At 54.1% G+C, this 17,034-nt stretch carries 10 protein-coding genes; 3 read left to right on the top strand and 7 right to left on the bottom strand.

What is annotated here, in order from left to right; translation table 11 throughout:
* Positions 1-34 precede the first annotated feature (34 nt).
* The gene (locus OHL19_RS16260; RefSeq protein WP_263358785.1) at positions 35-2,086 is read left to right on the top strand and encodes a beta-N-acetylhexosaminidase; all 2,052 of its coding nucleotides are present in this window, start codon (positions 35-37) and stop codon (positions 2,084-2,086) included.
* Here OHL19_RS16260 and OHL19_RS16265 read toward each other — a convergent pair whose 3' ends face one another.
* Together OHL19_RS16265 and OHL19_RS16270 are read right to left on the bottom strand one after the other, a co-directional pair.
* Positions 2,087-2,638: a DNA-3-methyladenine glycosylase I gene (locus tag OHL19_RS16265; protein ID WP_263358787.1), complete on the bottom strand. Its 552-nt coding sequence runs from the start codon at positions 2,636-2,638 to the stop codon at positions 2,087-2,089.
* A gap of 20 nt (positions 2,639-2,658) precedes the next feature.
* Positions 2,659-4,059, bottom strand: a complete 1,401-nt coding sequence (locus tag OHL19_RS16270) for a dicarboxylate/amino acid:cation symporter (RefSeq protein ID WP_263358788.1) — start codon at positions 4,057-4,059, stop codon at positions 2,659-2,661.
* Between the two features lie 70 nt (positions 4,060-4,129).
* Between OHL19_RS16270 and OHL19_RS16275 the strand changes: the two genes are divergently transcribed.
* Positions 4,130-5,305, top strand: coding sequence for a threonine synthase (locus OHL19_RS16275; protein WP_263358789.1), 1,176 nt, complete (start codon positions 4,130-4,132; stop codon positions 5,303-5,305).
* Positions 5,306-5,388: 83 nt separating this feature from the next.
* On the opposite strand, the gene OHL19_RS16280 is transcribed toward OHL19_RS16275, so the two are convergent.
* The 3 genes from OHL19_RS16280 to OHL19_RS16290 all read right to left on the bottom strand — a co-directional run bounded on the left by OHL19_RS16280 (position 5,389) and on the right by OHL19_RS16290 (position 11,100).
* Positions 5,389-8,184: an SLBB domain-containing protein gene (locus tag OHL19_RS16280; protein ID WP_263358790.1), complete on the bottom strand. Its 2,796-nt coding sequence runs from the start codon at positions 8,182-8,184 to the stop codon at positions 5,389-5,391.
* A gap of 349 nt (positions 8,185-8,533) precedes the next feature.
* Positions 8,534-9,304, bottom strand: a complete 771-nt coding sequence (locus tag OHL19_RS16285; RefSeq protein ID WP_263358792.1) for a sugar transferase — start codon at positions 9,302-9,304, stop codon at positions 8,534-8,536.
* Between the two features lie 557 nt (positions 9,305-9,861).
* The gene (locus tag OHL19_RS16290; protein WP_263358793.1) at positions 9,862-11,100 is read right to left on the bottom strand and encodes an acyltransferase family protein; all 1,239 of its coding nucleotides are present in this window, start codon (positions 11,098-11,100) and stop codon (positions 9,862-9,864) included.
* A gap of 224 nt (positions 11,101-11,324) precedes the next feature.
* On the opposite strand from OHL19_RS16290, the gene OHL19_RS16295 reads away from it, so the two are divergent.
* Positions 11,325-12,689, top strand: a complete 1,365-nt coding sequence (locus OHL19_RS16295) for a Gfo/Idh/MocA family protein (RefSeq protein ID WP_263358794.1) — start codon at positions 11,325-11,327, stop codon at positions 12,687-12,689.
* Between the two features lie 135 nt (positions 12,690-12,824).
* On the opposite strand, the gene metH is transcribed toward OHL19_RS16295, so the two are convergent.
* Positions 12,825-15,566 carry a methionine synthase gene (metH, locus tag OHL19_RS16300; RefSeq protein ID WP_263358795.1) on the bottom strand — a complete coding sequence of 914 codons (2,742 nt, stop codon included), beginning with the start codon at positions 15,564-15,566 and terminating at the stop codon, positions 12,825-12,827.
* On the bottom strand, positions 15,563-16,669 hold the full coding sequence (locus OHL19_RS16305) for a homocysteine S-methyltransferase family protein (RefSeq protein ID WP_263358796.1): 1,107 nt from the start codon (positions 16,667-16,669) through the stop codon (positions 15,563-15,565). The genes metH and OHL19_RS16305 overlap by 4 nt, the downstream gene beginning before the upstream one ends.
* Between the last annotated feature and the right edge of the window lie 365 nt (positions 16,670-17,034).

The following is a 17,034-nucleotide window of genomic DNA, read 5'->3' on the forward strand; positions in this document are numbered from 1 at the left end:
CTCCAAAAAATTGTTCTACGGAGAAGCGATCCTGATGAATAGCCGTCGGCCGTTTTTTGCTCTTGCTGTTGCTCTTTTCTGTTGTGCCTTGAACACTTCACATGAGTTAGCGGCACAGGCTACCGCTCCGCTACCGATTATGCCGCTGCCTGCCAGTGCCGTTCCCGGGGATGGCGAATTTTTGATTGATGGCCATTTTGGGGTGGCTTTGGAAGGCTACAAGGAGCCACGGCTGGAACGCGCACAGACCCGCTTCCTGGGAACGCTTTCGCGCGAGACGGGCATTTTGTTTGCGTATCACTCGGCGGAGACACAGCCGCATTTTGTGATTCGAACCAAGGGGCCGAGTGCGGCGGTGCAGCAGGTTGGAGAGGATGAGTCTTACAGCCTCAAGGTTTCGGCGGATGGCGTGGAGTTGAGCGCGGCAAATCCGCTGGGCACGATGCATGGCCTACAGACATTTTTGCAACTGGTGCGGGTGACTCCACGAGGGTTTACGGTGCCGGTGGTCACGATTGAGGACAAGCCACGTTTTCCATGGCGAGGGCTGATGACGGATGCGGGGCGGCACTTTATTCCTGTTCCGGTGATTGAGCGCGATCTGGATGGAATGGAAGCGGTGAAGATGAATGTCTTCCACTGGCATCTTTCCGAGGATCAGGGTTTTCGTGTGGAGAGCAAGGTCTTTCCGCTGTTGCAGCAAAAGGGTTCCGATGGAATGTATTACACGCAGGAGGAGATTCGCCACGTAATCGAATACGCGCGCGATCGCGGGATTCGTGTGGTGCCTGAGTTCGATATGCCCGGACATGCGGGTGCCTGGTTTGTTGGATATCCGGACCTGGCAAGCGGTAAAGGGCCATATCATATCGAGCGGCACTGGGGTATTTTCGATCCGGCGATGGATCCTACGCGGGAGAGCACCTACCAGTTTCTCAATTTGTTGATTGGAGAGATGACTGCGCTATTCCCGGATGCCTATTTTCATGTTGGCGGAGACGAGTGCAATGGCAAGGAGTGGGATCGGAATCCGCGCATTCAGGAGTTTATGAAGGCGCATCAACTCAAGGACAATGCCGCGCTGCAGGCATACTTCAGCGGGCGTGTGCAGAAGCTGGTGGCGGCTCATCACAAGATCATGGAGGGATGGGATGAAGTGCTGCAGCCGGAGACGCCGAAGGATGTTGTGATTCAGTCATGGCGGGGCCGCGAATCACTGCTGGAGGCGGCGAAGCGCGGGTATCGCGGACTGCTTTCCAACGGCTACTACATTGACTTGAATGAGGCTGCGGAGAAGCACTATCTTGTCGATCCGCTGGAAGGCATTGCGGACAAGTTGACGCCGGAACAGGCGGCGAGTGTTCTTGGCGGAGAGGCTACGATCTGGTCTGAGTTTGTTACGCCGGAGACGATTGATAGCCGCATCTGGCCACGTACGGCAGCGATCGCGGAGCGGTTGTGGTCTCCGCAAAATGTGCGCGATGTGGACTCGATGTATGAGCGCATGGCGGTTATTTCGCAGAAGCTGCAGTATTACGGATTGCAGTACCAGGCTGCTGAAGAAGTCATGCTGGAGCGTATGAGTGGCGATTCAAATCCGGAAGCGCTGCGCGTACTTGCGTCGGTTGTGCAGCCGCCCAAGGGCTATGATCGTGAAGGATTGCATGAGTATTCAAGCCTTGAGTCGCTAAACCACATGGTCGATGCGGTTCCTCCTGAGAGTGAGACTGCGCGCAGCTTTGGATTGATTTGCAAGAAGATTGCCGCGGGTAAGGCGACGCCTGAAGAAGTGCAGCAAGCGCATGATTGGCTTGTTTTGTGGCGTGATAATGATGCGAAGTTGCAACCGCGATTGGCGCATTCCGATATTACGGCGGAGCTTGTCCCTGTTTCGCATTCGCTGAATACTGTGGCTGCGATAGGTCTGCATGCATTGGATGCGCTGGGCAAGAGCGAAAGCGTTTCAGCGGAGCAGCATAAGACGGATCTGGATGCGGTGAAGGCGGCGGAGAAGCCGCAGGCAGTGCTGTTGCTGAAGGTTGCGCCTTCAGTTGAACTGCTGGTGAACGCTACGAAAGTTCAGTAGCTATTTGGCGACGGCATTGCGACGAAAGCAGTCTGGGCTGTGATCGTTGACAATGCCGGTTGCCTGCATCCATGCATAGACAATGACCGGTCCGACGAATTTGAAGCCACGCTTTTTGAGCGCGGCCGAATATTCTTCGGACAGGGTTGTTTGGGCTGGGACTGGCCCCTTATTGACGATCGGTTTGCCGCCTACAGGGCTCCACGAAAATTTTGAGAAGTCTTCGCCTTCCTCAGCCATTTTCAGATAGGCGCGAGCGCCGCCGATGGTGGCTTCGATCTTGGCGCGTGAGCGAATGATGCCTGCATCCTGCATCAGGCTTTCTATCTTCGCTTCTTTATATCGAGAGATAACTTCTGGATCGAAGTTGTGGAAGGCTTTGCGGAAGGTATCGCGCTTGCGCAGGATGGTCAGCCATGACAGGCCAGCCTGGAAGGCTTCGAGCATGAGCATCTCCCACAGCATGCGGCTATCACGAATAGGAATGCCCCATTCTTTGTCGTGGTATTCGCGGAGGAGCGGATCGCTCTCGGCCCATTGGCATCGTTTCACATTTGCCTGCTCTGCGATCACTAGACAGTACCTCCATTGGAATTGGCTATGGCTGTTTGAGATGGAACGTTGAGCTCGCCTTCCCATTGTGCGACTACGGCGCTGGCCATGCAGTTGCCGATAACGTTCATGGATGTTCTTCCCATATCCATCAGGGTATCTACGCCGAGAATCATGAGGATTGGAGCTGTGGGAATGTGCAGTGAGTTTGCCGTTGCGAGCAGTATGACGAGGACTGCCCGGGGTACGCCTGCTACTCCCTTACTGGCGAGAAGAAGTGTTGCCAGCATGAGGATTTGCTGGCCTACCGAGAGAGATATGCCGGCGGCCTGGGCGGCGAAGATGGCTGCCATGGAGAGGTAAATACTGGAGCCATCCATGTTGAAGCTATAGCCTGCGGGGATGACGAATGAGGCGATCCAGCGAGGAACGCCGAATGCTTCCATGCGCTCCAGGGCAAGAGGCAGCGCGGCCTCGGATGTAGTCGTTGCGAATCCGATGGCTGCGGGTTCGGCAATGGCTGCGATGAATCTGCGCAGAGGGATGCGCGAGATCAGCAGGATGGGGACGAGGACGAGCAGGAGAAATATGGTGAGTGCAGCATAGTAAGTGGCGACGAGCTTGAGCAGGGGAAGCAGTGTCGCTAATCCCATGCCGCCTACGGTGAAGGCGAGTGCGGCACCTGCTGCTACAGGCGCGGCGTACATGATGATACGGGTCATGCCGAGCATGGTGTCCGCGAGTGATTGTAAGACGGATATGAGCGGCACACGCTTTTCCTGCGGAAGCTGAGCGAGCGCTATGCCGAAGGCGATGGAGAAGACGGCGACCTGAAGGATCTGATTTTGCGCGACCGCTAGAGCGATATTTTCTGGAAAGATATTGAGGATCAGTTGCTGCCATCCGGGTTCGGTTGCTACTACTGGAGCGGACGGGATGAACGCGGGAAGCACGATGCCAACTCCGGCACGCGACAGGTTCATTGCCACGGTGCCGATCAGGAGACCGAGCGTGGTGACAGCTTCAAAGTAGATGAGTGCTTTGAGCGCCACGCGGCCTACGCCACCGAGATGGTCGTGTCCGGCGATGCCGGTTGTGATGGTAGCGAAGATCAGCGGCGCGACAATTACGCGAATCAGACGAAGGAAGATTTCGCCGAGAAAATGAGTCTGGGATGCGACGCCGGGGAAGTCGGCGCCCAGTTCGCTGCCGACGATCATGGCGAAGAATGTCCACAGCATCAGCGATCGTTTGCGCAGCAGGAAAGGGACAAACAGGATGAGACCTGACCAGCGTAGGTAGACTGCGGCGGATGCAAATACGCCGAACCAGCCAGATGCGATTCCGATTGCGAAGGACAGCAAACCTGCAAGAGACAGCAGGTGCGAGGTGCGGCGGGATGGCTTTTTCGGAGTCTGCATCTGATTGGTTAGGATAGCCAGGGCAGCCGAGGGGCTGAGTGCTTGCGGTGCATTCCAGTATTCTAGGTTAATGCCACGGATTACTTATCTAGAATGCTCACGATGCCATCAACAACTGGATGCCACGACTCCTCAGACCGTCTGCACGGTTTGCGCGGGCTCACTTTATGTTCGTTACGATTTATCGCAGGCGTCTGGCCTTGCGCGGCGAGATGCTGTGGGCCGCAAGGATGTTCCATGGGATGGGATGTGGCGTTATCGCTCGGTACTGCCGGATGTCGAGCCAGTGACGTTGGGTGAGGGATGGACTCCCATGCTTGCGAGCAGGCGCTATGCAAATGTCTGGCTGAAGGAAGAAGGCGCGAATCCTACCGGCACGTTCAAGGCGCGCGGCCTGGGTATGGCTGTGACCATGGCGAAGCATTATGGGATTCGCAAATTGGCTGCACCCTCTGCGGGCAACGCGGGTGGTGCACTGGCCGCATATGCGGCGGCAGCGGGTATTGAGGCGCATATCTTTATGCCTAAGGATGTTCCAATGGCCAACCAGGTGGAGTGCGCCGCTTATGGTGCTCATCTTACGCTGGTGGATGGATTGATTTCCGACTGCGGAAGAATGGTTGCGGAGCGCAAGGAAAAAGAAGGCTGGTTTGATATCTCGACGCTGAAGGAACCGTTTCGCGTGGAGGGAAAGAAAACCATGGGGTATGAGTTGGTGGAGCAGCTTGGGTGGGAGTATCCAGATGCAGTGTTTTATCCGACGGGCGGCGGTGTCGGGCTCATTGGTATGTGGAAAGCGTTTGAAGAGATGGAGCAGCTTGGTTGGGTTACGGGCAAGCGGCCGAAGATGATTGCGGTGCAGGCTGCGGGCTGTGCGCCGGTTGCGCGAGCCTTTGATAACGGCGAGAACGTCAGCCAGATGTGGCAGAATGCACATACATTTGCTTCAGGCTTGCGCGTTCCGAAGCCTTATGGGGACGCATTGATTCTGGAGATTGTGCGTGAGTCCGGTGGTGTTGCTCTGGCTCTCAGCGATGATGTTTTGTTCGCGTCTTTATTGGACTGGGCGTCGAATGAGGGGCTGCTCTTGTCGCCGGAGGGGGCTGCCTCTACGGCAGCATACGATCATCTTTTGCAGACGGGATTTCTTTCGCCGGATGATCGAGTTGTGCTGTTCAATACGGGATCGGGGAATAAGTATACGGACGTGCTTGCCGAGAGGCTGAGGGCTGAAGGGCGGCTTTAATCTTAGCTGCGTTGTGAAGATATAGCATTCCGTTTGAGTGCTCGATTACTTTTGAAGTGAATCGAGCACTCAAATTTGTTGGATTAGAAGATGACGTTGGTTGCGGCTAGTGCGATTCCAAACTGGCCGACAATCTGGGAGATATCCACTATATTGCGCAGGGCAACACCCTTGTTCAGGTTAAGCGGGATGACGATCGTGTCTCCAGGGTAGATGAGCAGAGCGCCGAATTTGTCTTTGCCGAGCTTGGCGATCTGCTGTTTGCTGATGACCGATCCATCGGCGCGAATGATGTAAGCACGCTTGCGATCGGCGTCACGATTGGGGCCGCCCGCTTGATTGAGATAGTCGCGCAGATGGCTGTGCAAACCGAACAAAAATGCGTTGGGGTTGTATACCGCGCCCGTGACACTGACGGTCGCAGGTATGTGCGGGATGACAAAGCGGTCGCCATCTTCAAGAGGGATTGCGGGAAGCTGAGCCACGGAATCGCTATCGGGGTGCAGTCCGAGGACAATGCGTCCACTCGCCCTTGCCTGGCGAAGATTGCTGATTACGCTTTGGCTTTGCGTGGCCTGAGCCTGGGCGGCAGCAGTATCGAGTGCACTGATCGAACGGCTGGCAGAGTTAACCGAATTCGTTGTGGCTTGCAGGGAGATCTCGTTGATGTACTCATTGAGGCGCTGCTGTTGTACTCGTCGCGTTGATTCGCGCATGAACTCGGAGCCGTACAGGTAGGCATCTGCCGTGAATCCGCCTGCGCGCTGGACTAAGTCTCTGAGTGTTTCGCCCGGTTTGACGCTGTAGATACCGGAAGAAATAAACTCTCCTTCAAGATGAACCAGCTTGGTTTGTTCTGTCTGCGGGACCTGGATGTCAGCTTTAGAGAAAATCGTGACGACATCGCCTGGTTGAAGCTCCAGATCCTGCGTGCTGTCATGACGGAGAACAAGGCCGCCTAGGTTGAACGAGAATAGGGAAGTAGTGAGCGTTTCCTTATTTTGCCGTTCAATTACGGCATAGCTCCAGTCGATGTCGGGAGCGCTCAACGCAACATCGTTGCGCGGCGGAAACTGCCCCGGATATCTGCCTACCATTGCCTCTGCCGCGCTTCCTCGGGAAGCACCTTGTCCTGCTTCGGAGGACGTATCGTCTGGCAGTTGGCGATTCAGACCCTGGCTCTGCAGCGGGTAATTATTCATTGCGGCTGAATTTGAAACATTTCCGCGATCGTAGTTGTTGACACCGTTTGTATTGTTCGTACCGTACGCGGCGCCAGCTACGTTATCTGTGCCCGAACTGTATTCCGAACTGACGCTATACCCATTATTCGGTGTTTCCGGGATACAGTCCTGAGGCGAGTCATTGCCTGCCAGTCCGTAGGAACGTACAGGGGGATTCGGTCCATTGATGCCTGTATTCTGAACCGTATTGTTACCCTGGTTTGGCGAAAGCCCCATGTCTCTGTTCTGAGATGTATTGGGCGGGCAGATCGGCAGATACCCAAGGACTGGGTCGCCGAGGCGTCCACGCTTTATCCAATAGTCGCGGGTGATCAAGGCGTCTTTGTCGGGGAACAACTCGCTGACGTGCATTCCCGATCGCCAGGCGTAGTGCCCGGGGTTGGCGACGTTGCCGCGCAGGGTTACTCCATCCTTAAATCTATCGATAATGGCGACCAATTCCAGGATGTCGCCGTCTTTCAATTTTTGATTGCGACCAACGGTATCGAGTGCCAGATCGATCACGCTGCGCATGCGATGGTCGTCTATTCGTTCGATCCGGATTTTATCGCGAGACGCGGTATTTGTCGGGCCTGCAGCAAGTTCTAGGACGTCACCGATCGTGGAGTCAGTCATCGACTTCAGCTCATAAATAGCGGGCGAATTGATGCTGCCTGCGACGGCAACCTGGGCACCTACGGGGGGTATGTAGATGACATCGCCAGGAAGCAGTTGCGTGTCGTTGCTCTTGTCTCCGTGCAACAGAAGGTCGTATAGATCGAAATCTGTCAGGACTTTGCCTGAGCGTTTTAACTGGATATGGCGCATACTGCCCTGGGGATTAGGACCGCCAGTGACAAACAATGCATTCACCAATGTGCTCAGGGAACTGATGGTGTAACTTCCAGGGCGCCGAGCCTGGCCAACTACAAATACTTGAATGGAACGAAGCTGCCCCATGTTTACATTCAGATCGAAGTTGCGAAAAACCCTTCCAATCTGTGTTTTCAGGTAGTCCTGCAGTTGCCCGAACTGCAACCCAACGACTCGAACCGTACCGACCTGAGGGATGTAGATATTTCCGGTGCGGTCTACGGTGAAACGAGAGTTGAGAGTGACCTGACCCCAGATTTGGATGAGCAATTCATCGCCTGGACCTACGACGTAATCTGGCGTGACAGGAACCTTATCTAGTGGCGCAAAGGTTGTTGGGGCATTCCGAAAAAGTTTAGCGCCGTAGATCTGCAGCATTCGACCTGTCGAGTTAGCGACCATTCGCTGAAACTCTGTAGGAGGATCCGGAGGGAGCGCATTCAAATTTCTCAGGCCCTGGGCATCTTCGTTGAGGGGGTTGGTTCTGACCTGATTTGGATTTTGGTCACGGGAGTTTTGCAGGTCGATCCCACGCGGGTTCACATTTAGCTGAGGGCTTTGCTGTCCGTTTTGCCCCTGTCCCTGGCTTTGGTCGTCGGCCGAGCCATTGGAACTGCCTCCGCCCAGTGAATTGAAGAGGCCATTATCCGCACCGTTCCCCGTTTGATCCTGTGCTGTTGCAATGGCAACGGTGGAGAAAAGTGTTCCGACCGCTAGAATCAACGGAAGATATTTCGGATGTTTACGACGCATACTCAGGTTCGCCTCATTCATTTCAATCATCTTGGCTTCTCCTCAGCATACAACGCGGAGGTGAAGCCATAAACATCGAACATCCATATCTAAACCTCTATTCGAGGAGAGAAGGGATGGAGAAAGTAGAGCTTATGCCAGCTTGTGATTTTGATGGGCTCAAGGGACAATATGCACTGGAGCTAGTGTGTTTCTGAGAGTGGGAACCAGACGATTCTATGGAATTTCGGATTAGCTGGTATTTCAAGAGAAAGCCAAGCGGACTTTTGTGTTCTCGCGATTCAGGGCATGCAATGCATGCCCTGAATCTATCAAATTGGTTTTGGTTAGTTCCGGGTATCCGCAAGGGTGATTTTGGGCTTACCGCTGATCAACGGCGCTAGTAGGCGCCTGTTCTGGCCAATACCACTGGGACGGTTTTTGCCAGAATCTCAAGATCGAGAAGCAGGCTCCAGCGTTTGCCATAGTCGCTATCCAGGTAAGAGCGCCCTTCAAAACCGATTCCACTTCTTCCTGAAATCTGCCAGAGGCCGGTCATTCCGGGAGTGAGGAGCGTGTAATAGCTCATCAATGGCCCGTACAAGGTTCTCTCGGCTTCGACAATGGGGCGAGGCCCTACCAACGACATTTGGCCGCGAAATACATTGATCAACTGCGGGAGCTCATCAAGGCTCCACTTGCGCAGATACTGCCCGATTGGGGTGATGCGGGAATCCTCGGGAGTCTTTTTAAGATTGCGTTTGTGAATGATATGCGGGTCGTCTTCAGAGATACCCAATACATCGCATTGGTGTTGGCGCGAGTACATGGAACGGAACTTCACAATGCGGAAAGGGATGCCGAATCTCCCAATTCTCTCTTCACGATAGAAAATTGGCCCGGACGAGGTCATTTTGATGCAAATGGCAATCACTAGGCACATGGGAAAAACGAGGGTCATGAGCACGGCGGAAGCCAGCAGATCAAGGGAGCGCTTCGCAAAGGAGTATCGCAGCGAAAACGTTCGGGATACCACGGTCGGCAAATGGGTAGGGGAAACTGCCCACAGATGTGGTCGGGCCTGCTTGGCGGGTGCTACAACCTGGTCGGCGATCCCGGTATTCTCCCAGGTTAATTGGTCCGAGACGCGCTGCGCGCCACTCATTTTCATGAACTGAAGAACCTCCCCATATAGCCAAGCAAAAACTAGAAGTGCATTTCGTTGATCCCGGGATTCTACGCATACGTAGTGCGTGGATATTTTAGCGCGCTATCAACGGTTTCGCGATAGTCTCAAGAGAAACTTCGAGTTCTGTACAATTTCGGTCAATTTCTGCCTTTTCAGTAGTTTATCGGAAACAAACTCCTGAAATTGTTGGACGCATTCCAACCGAAAGAAGTTATCTTCACTGCATGATTTTAGCTCTTTTGGCATAAAGATGGCATGAAGAGACTTATGAGTCGATGCAATTGAAAGCACGTGACTTAATGTAACACGGCCACGCATCGAATAAAGATTAGAAACGTGAGAATGGTTATCAAGAGTATTCCTTGAAAAATCCGTTTTAAACGTGAAAACGCTTACTGAAAACAACGGCATTTCGAAGAAATCGGGAAACGTAAGCCACTGGCCGTCTAAGTGGCACTTTCGGATTCACTACGAGGAAACTCCTGTGAGCGGTGTCAGATTTTTGCTGGTTGTACAAAAAATATTGCAAGCGCGGATGATCAGATACGAAGGAAAAGGTTTCTGCGATACATCCAGAAAAGCAGAACCCAGTAGATCAGCATCACGCAAATTCCAAGCATGAGGGGTTCGAGGCCCAGGCCGAATACCTGAAATAATTTGCGGCCCAGGTTGATGTGCAGATTTTCTACGATGAAGTCTTCCCACAGATGGGCGATCAAATAGGCTGCTATTGAGTTCATGCCGACAACAACCAGAGGGAAGGCCCATCGGCGATATCCCTTGATGTCGATTACCCACGAAAATACAGCGAGGAAGAAGAAGCAGATTCCTCCGCTGAACAGTGTCCAGCTTGGTGTCCAGATACGCTTCACAATGGGGCAGATTCCAGTTACATGTAACAGGGCGCCAGCGGCCATCAGGAGCGATCCTGCGATGAGGAATTTCTTTACAGGAATCCTGGGCGACGCAGAGCGAAACCATTCGCCGGCGCGGAGGCCCAGGAGCATTGTGCCAAGCGTCGGGATGAAGCTCAGGGTGAGATAACCGCCATCGTTGAAGGCGAAGCGCGATGCACGGGGAAGAGTATTCAGGAACCAGAGATCGAAGGCCTGGCCGAGGTTGCTGTTCTTGTTCCAGTGTGAGGCGAAGCCGGTGAAATTGTGGTGCCAGTTCGCCGGAACTCCGACGGCGGTGTAATCAAAGTTCGGTCCGGGAGCGGGATAAAGTGCCCATGCGAGCCAGTAGCCGAACAGGATTGCAGCCAGGCCAATCCACTGCCACTTTGGTTTGCAGTAAGCCAGCAGGAATACCAATGTGTATCCGAGGCCGATCTGCGTAAGAGTGTCTTCAAAGGTGAAGTTGGTCTGTGGGCTATGCGTGGAGCGGAGAAAGATGCCGAGCGCGATGAGTAGCAGGCTTCGCCATATGGTGTGCGCTAACTGCTTGCCGAAGCTCTGATTCTTGCGTAAACGACTCGCGATGGAATAGGGGAGAGCGACTCCGACGAGAAAGGTGAACGACGGCTGGATCATGTCGTGAAGACCAAGCCCAGCCCACTGGACATGTGTCTGGTTGTATGCCAGCACGTGCCAGAAGAGACTGTTCGGGTAGGCTCGCGAGACCGCGTAGAAGCTCAGGATTTCGCCCATCATGAGCAGCATGACCAGGCCACGATAGGCGTCCACGGCAATGTTGCGCGGCGGTACTGAAACCTTGACCTGCTGGCTTACCCGTGGAGAGGCAATCTCGGGATATTTCGTACTGATTGTTGCATGCATTTAACTCACCCCGGCATGATTTATCGATTGGGATCTTTCCGTCTGGGCAATACAATTGCGTCAAATCTGGCACGATATTAGGTTTGTAAGGTAGCATACAGCGACCGACAAGTGCCATAGAAAGAAAGCGAATGTATATTGATCGAGTAGAAGTATTGGATCTGTCAGATCCCTCTAACTGAGAATTTTGCTATTGAAACTTGCGCACCAATATCAGGAGACATATGAACGACGAAACACTTGGTTCACTCGATGATTTGTCGCGGCGAAACTTCCTTCGGCTCGGCGGTATAACCGCTGTTGGCATGAGCATTCCGCAACTCCATGCGGAAGCTGCAAAATCTCACGCGTCCAGCATGATCGACGTACCCTTTGCTCCGGTAAAAGATCCACGGGTCGGTCTCATCGGAACTGGAGGCAGAGGCACGTCGCTGCTGGAAAATCTACTTGCAGCGGATGTAAAGGTGCTTGCGGTCTGCGACGTGGTGCGCGAGAAGGCGGAGCATGCACAGTCTCTGATAGGGAAGGCCGGGCAGAAGGCTCCGGAACTCTACACGGATGGGGATCATGCTTTTGAGTCGCTGGTGGCGAGAGACGATCTCGATCTCGTAATTATTGCGACTCCATGGAATTGGCATGTGGAGATGGCAGTTGCGAGTATGAAGCATGGCAAGCATACTGCTGTCGAAGTTCCGGCTGCGACCTCGATCGAGGATTGCTGGAAGCTTGTCGACACGTCCGAGCAGACTCGACGTCATTGCATGATGCTTGAGAACTGTTGCTATGGATACAACGAGACACTCATTCTCAGGATGGTCCACGCGGGGCTTTTCGGCGACATTCTCAATGGCGAAGGTGCATATCTTCATGATCTTCGCGAGGAGCTTTTTTCTAACAAGGGAGAGGGATTGTGGCGCCGCACTGCGCATACGCTACACAATGGCAATCTCTATCCGACGCATGGCTTGGGGCCGGTTGCAAACTATATGGGCATTCAGCGAGGCGACAGTTTTGACTACATCGTCTCGATGAGTACACAGCAGCGTGGGCTTGAGGAATATCGTAAGGCGCATACCCCGGCGGGCGATCCGAAGTGGTCTGAGAAATACGTGACGGGGGATATGAATACGTCGCTCATCAAGACGGCCAAGGGACTTACGATCACATTGAAATTCGATACTTCAAACCCACAGCCTTATAGCCGTATCAACCTGGTTGCGGGCACTAAGGGCATCTTCGCAGACTATCCACCACGAATTTATTTTGATGGACAGCCTGGAGGCGAAGCCTGGGGCAGCATTGATTCCTACAAGGAACATCAGCATCCACTGTGGAAGCAGGAAGGTGAGATTGCGAAGAAGCTTGGAGGGCATGGTGGCATGGACTACATCATGCTGTATCGCCTGATGCAATGTCTGCGCGAGGGGCTGATCCCGGATATGGACGTATACGATGCTGCAGCGTGGTCTGCGCCCGGCCCACTGAGCAGAAGCTCGGTAGCGAACGGTAGTGCACCGGTAAAGTTCCCTGATTTCACACGGGGGCGATGGCACGAACGTTCCATATCGCAGATCGCCACGCAGAGTTAACGACGATGGCGGGACGATAGCGGTTCGGTGGATGCACGGCAGGAAGTTTCTTGTGTGTCACTCGCGAACCGCCATTATCTGTTGCTGAAAAAACAGTGGCTGATTTATCGGATGTTACGGATATGGATTAGGTCGCTATTCTGCTGGATCGTAGTTCAGGTTCTGTCCAAGCCAGCGCTCCACCTCGGCCACGCTCATTCCCTTGCGCTCGTGATAATCGACCACTTGATCACGGTCAATCTTGCCGAGGCTGAAATATCGTGATTCCGGATGAGCGAAGTAGAGGCCACTCACGCTTGAGCCAGGCCACATCGCAAACGATTCGGTAATCAGCATTCCTGTATTCGCCTGCACATCGAGTAAGTGCCAGAGCGGGCCTTTTTCTGTGTGATCCGGGCATGCGGGGTATCCTGCGGCGGGCCTGATTCCGCGATATTTTTCGTGGATCAGATCTGCGTTACTCAGACCCTCTTCGCAACCGTAACCCCACTCATCCCGTACACGCTTGTGCAGACATTCGGCGAATGCTTCAGCGAGGCGATCGGCAATGGCCTCTGTCATGATCGCGTTGTAATCATCATTCTCGGCTCTGAAGCGGTCGCAAAGCTCCTTTACCCCGACTCCGCTGGTTACTGCGAAACCACCGATGTAATCCGGTAATCCCGTTTCTTTCGGAGCGATAAAGTCGGAGAGCGATCGACATGGTTCGCTTCCTTCCCGGTTGGCCTGTTGGCGGAGAAAGTGAAATCGATTCAGAGGTGTTTCGCGCGTGTCATCGGTGTACAACTCGACATCGTCTCCCACAGCGTTGGCGGGAAAGAATCCATAGACGCCCCGGGCAGCGATCAGGTTTTTCTCAATGATGAGATCCAGAAGGGCATTGCCTTCGGTGAAGATCTGACGAGCCTGCGCACCGTGCTCCTCGTGCTCAAGAATGCGGGGATAAACGCCTTTAAGCCCCCAGGTATGGAAGAACGGCGTCCAGTCAATGAATTCGCGCAGTGTCGCAAGAGGGAAATTATCCAATACGCAAACGCCGGTAAATGCCGGGACGGGAAGATCTTCGATGCGCCACTCGATCGGAGTACGTCTGGAACGAGCAGTTTCAAGCGAGACAACTTTCTGGCGCGGAGCTGAGTGGGCTTTGCGAAGTGCTTCATAGTCGGCGCGATGCTTGGCTACGAACTCATCTTTACCGTCTTCACTCAAAAGGCTGGTGGTCACAGGTACGGCACGGCTTGCATCCAATACATGCACTACCGGCTCACTGTAGTGTGGCGCAATTTTGACAGCCGTATGCGCCCTGCTCGTAGTTGCTCCGCCGATAAGCAGTGGAAGCTTGAACCCCTGGCGCTCCATCTCCTTGGCCACGTGCACCATTTCATCGAGAGAGGGTGTGATCAGTCCGCTGAGGCCGATCAGATCCGCCTTCTCTGCCTTGGCACGTTCGAGGATTTTTTCGCACGAGACCATCACGCCCATGTCGATGACCTCGTAGTTGTTGCAGGCCAGGACGACGCCGACAATGTTTTTGCCGATGTCGTGAACATCTCCCTTGACGGTTGCGAGCACTATCTTTCCCTGCGCTTTGACCACCAGCCCGGACGCTTCCATAGCAGCCTTTTCGGCCTCCATGAAAGGCGTCAAGTGCGCCACGGCTTTCTTCATTACTCTGGCAGACTTGACCACCTGGGGCAGGAACATTTTGCCTGCTCCAAAAAGATCGCCTACCACGCTCATGCCGGCCATCAGCGGGCCTTCGATAACTAACAGTGGCCGACCCAGCTTGACGCGTGCCTCTTCTGCATCAAGCTCGATATATGCGTCGATTCCTTTGACCAGCGCGTGCGAGAGGCGACTCTCCACCGTGCCGTTGCGCCACTCTTCTGCCTTTTTCTCTCCGGCTGCGGTGCCAGCGCTTGACCCTTCTGCTTTTAGAGCTTCGCCATGCTCGACCAGGCGCTCAGTAGCGTCGGGGCGGCGGTTCAACAGCACGTCCTCAACCAGTACTTTTAGCTCCGGCTCAATCTCTTCGTAGACTTCGAGCATTCCGGCATTGACGATGCCCATATCCATGCCCGCAGCTATGGCGTGATAGAGAAACGCGGAGTGCATTGCTTCTCGAACCTTATTGTTGCCGCGAAAACTGAATGAGATATTCGAGACGCCGCCGCTGACCTTTGCGTGTGGCAGGTTTGTCTTGATCCAACGTGTTGCGTTGATGAAGTCAACGGCATAGTTGTTGTGCTCCTCCATGCCGGTGGCAACGGTGAGGATGTTTGGGTCGAAGATGATGTCTTCGGGAGGAAAATGGACCTCGTCTACGAGAATTCGATAGGCGCGCTCGCAGATTCGAATCTTCTCCTCAAAAGTCGCGGCCTGTCCCTGTTCGTCGAAGGCCATTACTACGACTGCGGCACCATATTTCGACACCTTCGCGGCATTCTCGCGGAACTTTTCTTCGCCTTCTTTTAAGGAGATCGAATTCACAATGCCCTTGCCCTGCAGGCATTTGAGGCCGGCCTCAATGACCTCCCACTTCGAAGAGTCGACCATGAAGGGAACCTTGGCGACCTCCGGCTCGCTGGCCAGTAACTGCAGGTAGCGTGTCATGGCCAGGACGCCGTCGATCATGCCTTCGTCCATGCAGATGTCGAGGACATTCGCGCCATTTTCGACTTGCTGCCGAGCTACGCTTACTGCTTCTTCGAACTTGCCTTCTTTAACCAGTTTGGCGAATTTGGGCGAACCAGCAACGTTGGTTCGCTCACCGATCATGATGTAGACGCCGGGCTGCTGGGTAAATGGCTGCGACCCCGATAGGCGGAGGGGCTTCGTCTCAGTTCTACCTCGGTTCGTGTCCACGTTCTCGCTCACGCTCTGACCTCGAACTTGCGCGGAGCCTTGCCGTCAAGAGCCCTGGCTATAGCTGCAATGTGCTCAGGCGTGTTGCCGCAGCAGCCACCTGCAATATTGATCAGGCCGCCCTGTGCAAAGTCGCCCAGATAGCGAGCCATATCCGGCGGTCCTAAATCAAATCCTGTTTCTGATAGAGGGTTAGGTAAACCAGCATTTGGATAGCAGGAGATTGCCACGTCTGCCTTCTCGGAGAGTTCTTCAAGAAACGGATACATCAGATCTGGACCGAGCGAGCAGTTGAGTCCCACGGATAGTGGTCTTACGTGCTGCACTGCATTCCAGAACGCCTCTGTGGTCTGCGCGGAGATCAGCGTCTCGCCGCCGCGCCCAACCGCTGCCGAGATCATCACCGGCAGTTCCTTGCGGTTCGCAGTGAGGCCGTCCTGATCAAATACTTCGCGGATGGCGACAAGAGCTGCCTTGGCATTCAGTGAATCGAATATGGTTTCGACCAGTAGAAGGTCTGAGCCTCCGGCGATGAGCGCACGCACCTGTTGTGCGTAGGCGGTCTTAACCTGATCGAACGTGACCACTCGGAAACCGGCATCATCTGCATCCGGAGAGTTCGAAAGAGACACAGTCAAAGGTCCGATTGCTCCAGCTACGAAACGTTGACGGCCGGTTGCGCTTCCTACTCGATCGGCCCATTCGCGGCACTGTCGTGCGGACTGTTCATTGATCTCCCATGCCAGGTTGCCAAGCGAGGGATCATCGATGATTTTCTGGTAGAAATCAGGATCTTTCCTGCCGCCGTGCTCTCGCGGGTCTTCTACGAAGAATTCGCTCTGTGTGATGCTGGTCGCGCCGAAGGTATTTGTCTCGATGATGTCCGCCCCGGCCTCGAGAAAGCGTCGATGAATGTCGCAGATCATCTCCGGCTGGGTCAGGGAAAAGAGATCGCCGTTGTTGAGCAAATCCTTGGTCGAATTCTTGAAGCGGTCGCCGCGGATGTCCGTTTCCGTCATGCCATAGGTACGGATCGTGGTGCCCATCGCCCCGTCAATGATCGCAATTCGGCTGTGGAGGATCTCTTCGAGAGGATGTTGGTGAGCTTTTGTCATGTCTCCCTTTGGCTTTGAACGTGGCTACATCGGCAATATTCGCACGAAGCCGAAGGCACCTGGCCGAACAAACCCATTGGGCTCTTCTGAGCACTTTCGCTTTAGTTCTGCCACATTTGGCACGATAGTGCGCCTTTTTCATTATAACGAAACGGTAAACGTCTTGGCTTAATGGCGAGTGAGATCTGTGAGATACGGCTGGTTGCCTTCCAAAACTGCCCGAGTCACGTTCTAGAACAGATGCAGAGCAGTGAATAAGAGGGTGGATGAGGCAAAGGGTTTCTTCTACTACAAACATCTTTTCAGCTGGGCCTGTATTAGATGTGCAAGTCAAAGTGAAAGCCAAGCTCGCTCATATCGCATCT

It is taken from the genome of Acidicapsa ligni, assembly GCF_025685655.1.
Taxonomy (GTDB): Bacteria; Acidobacteriota; Terriglobia; order Terriglobales; family Acidobacteriaceae; genus Acidicapsa; species Acidicapsa ligni.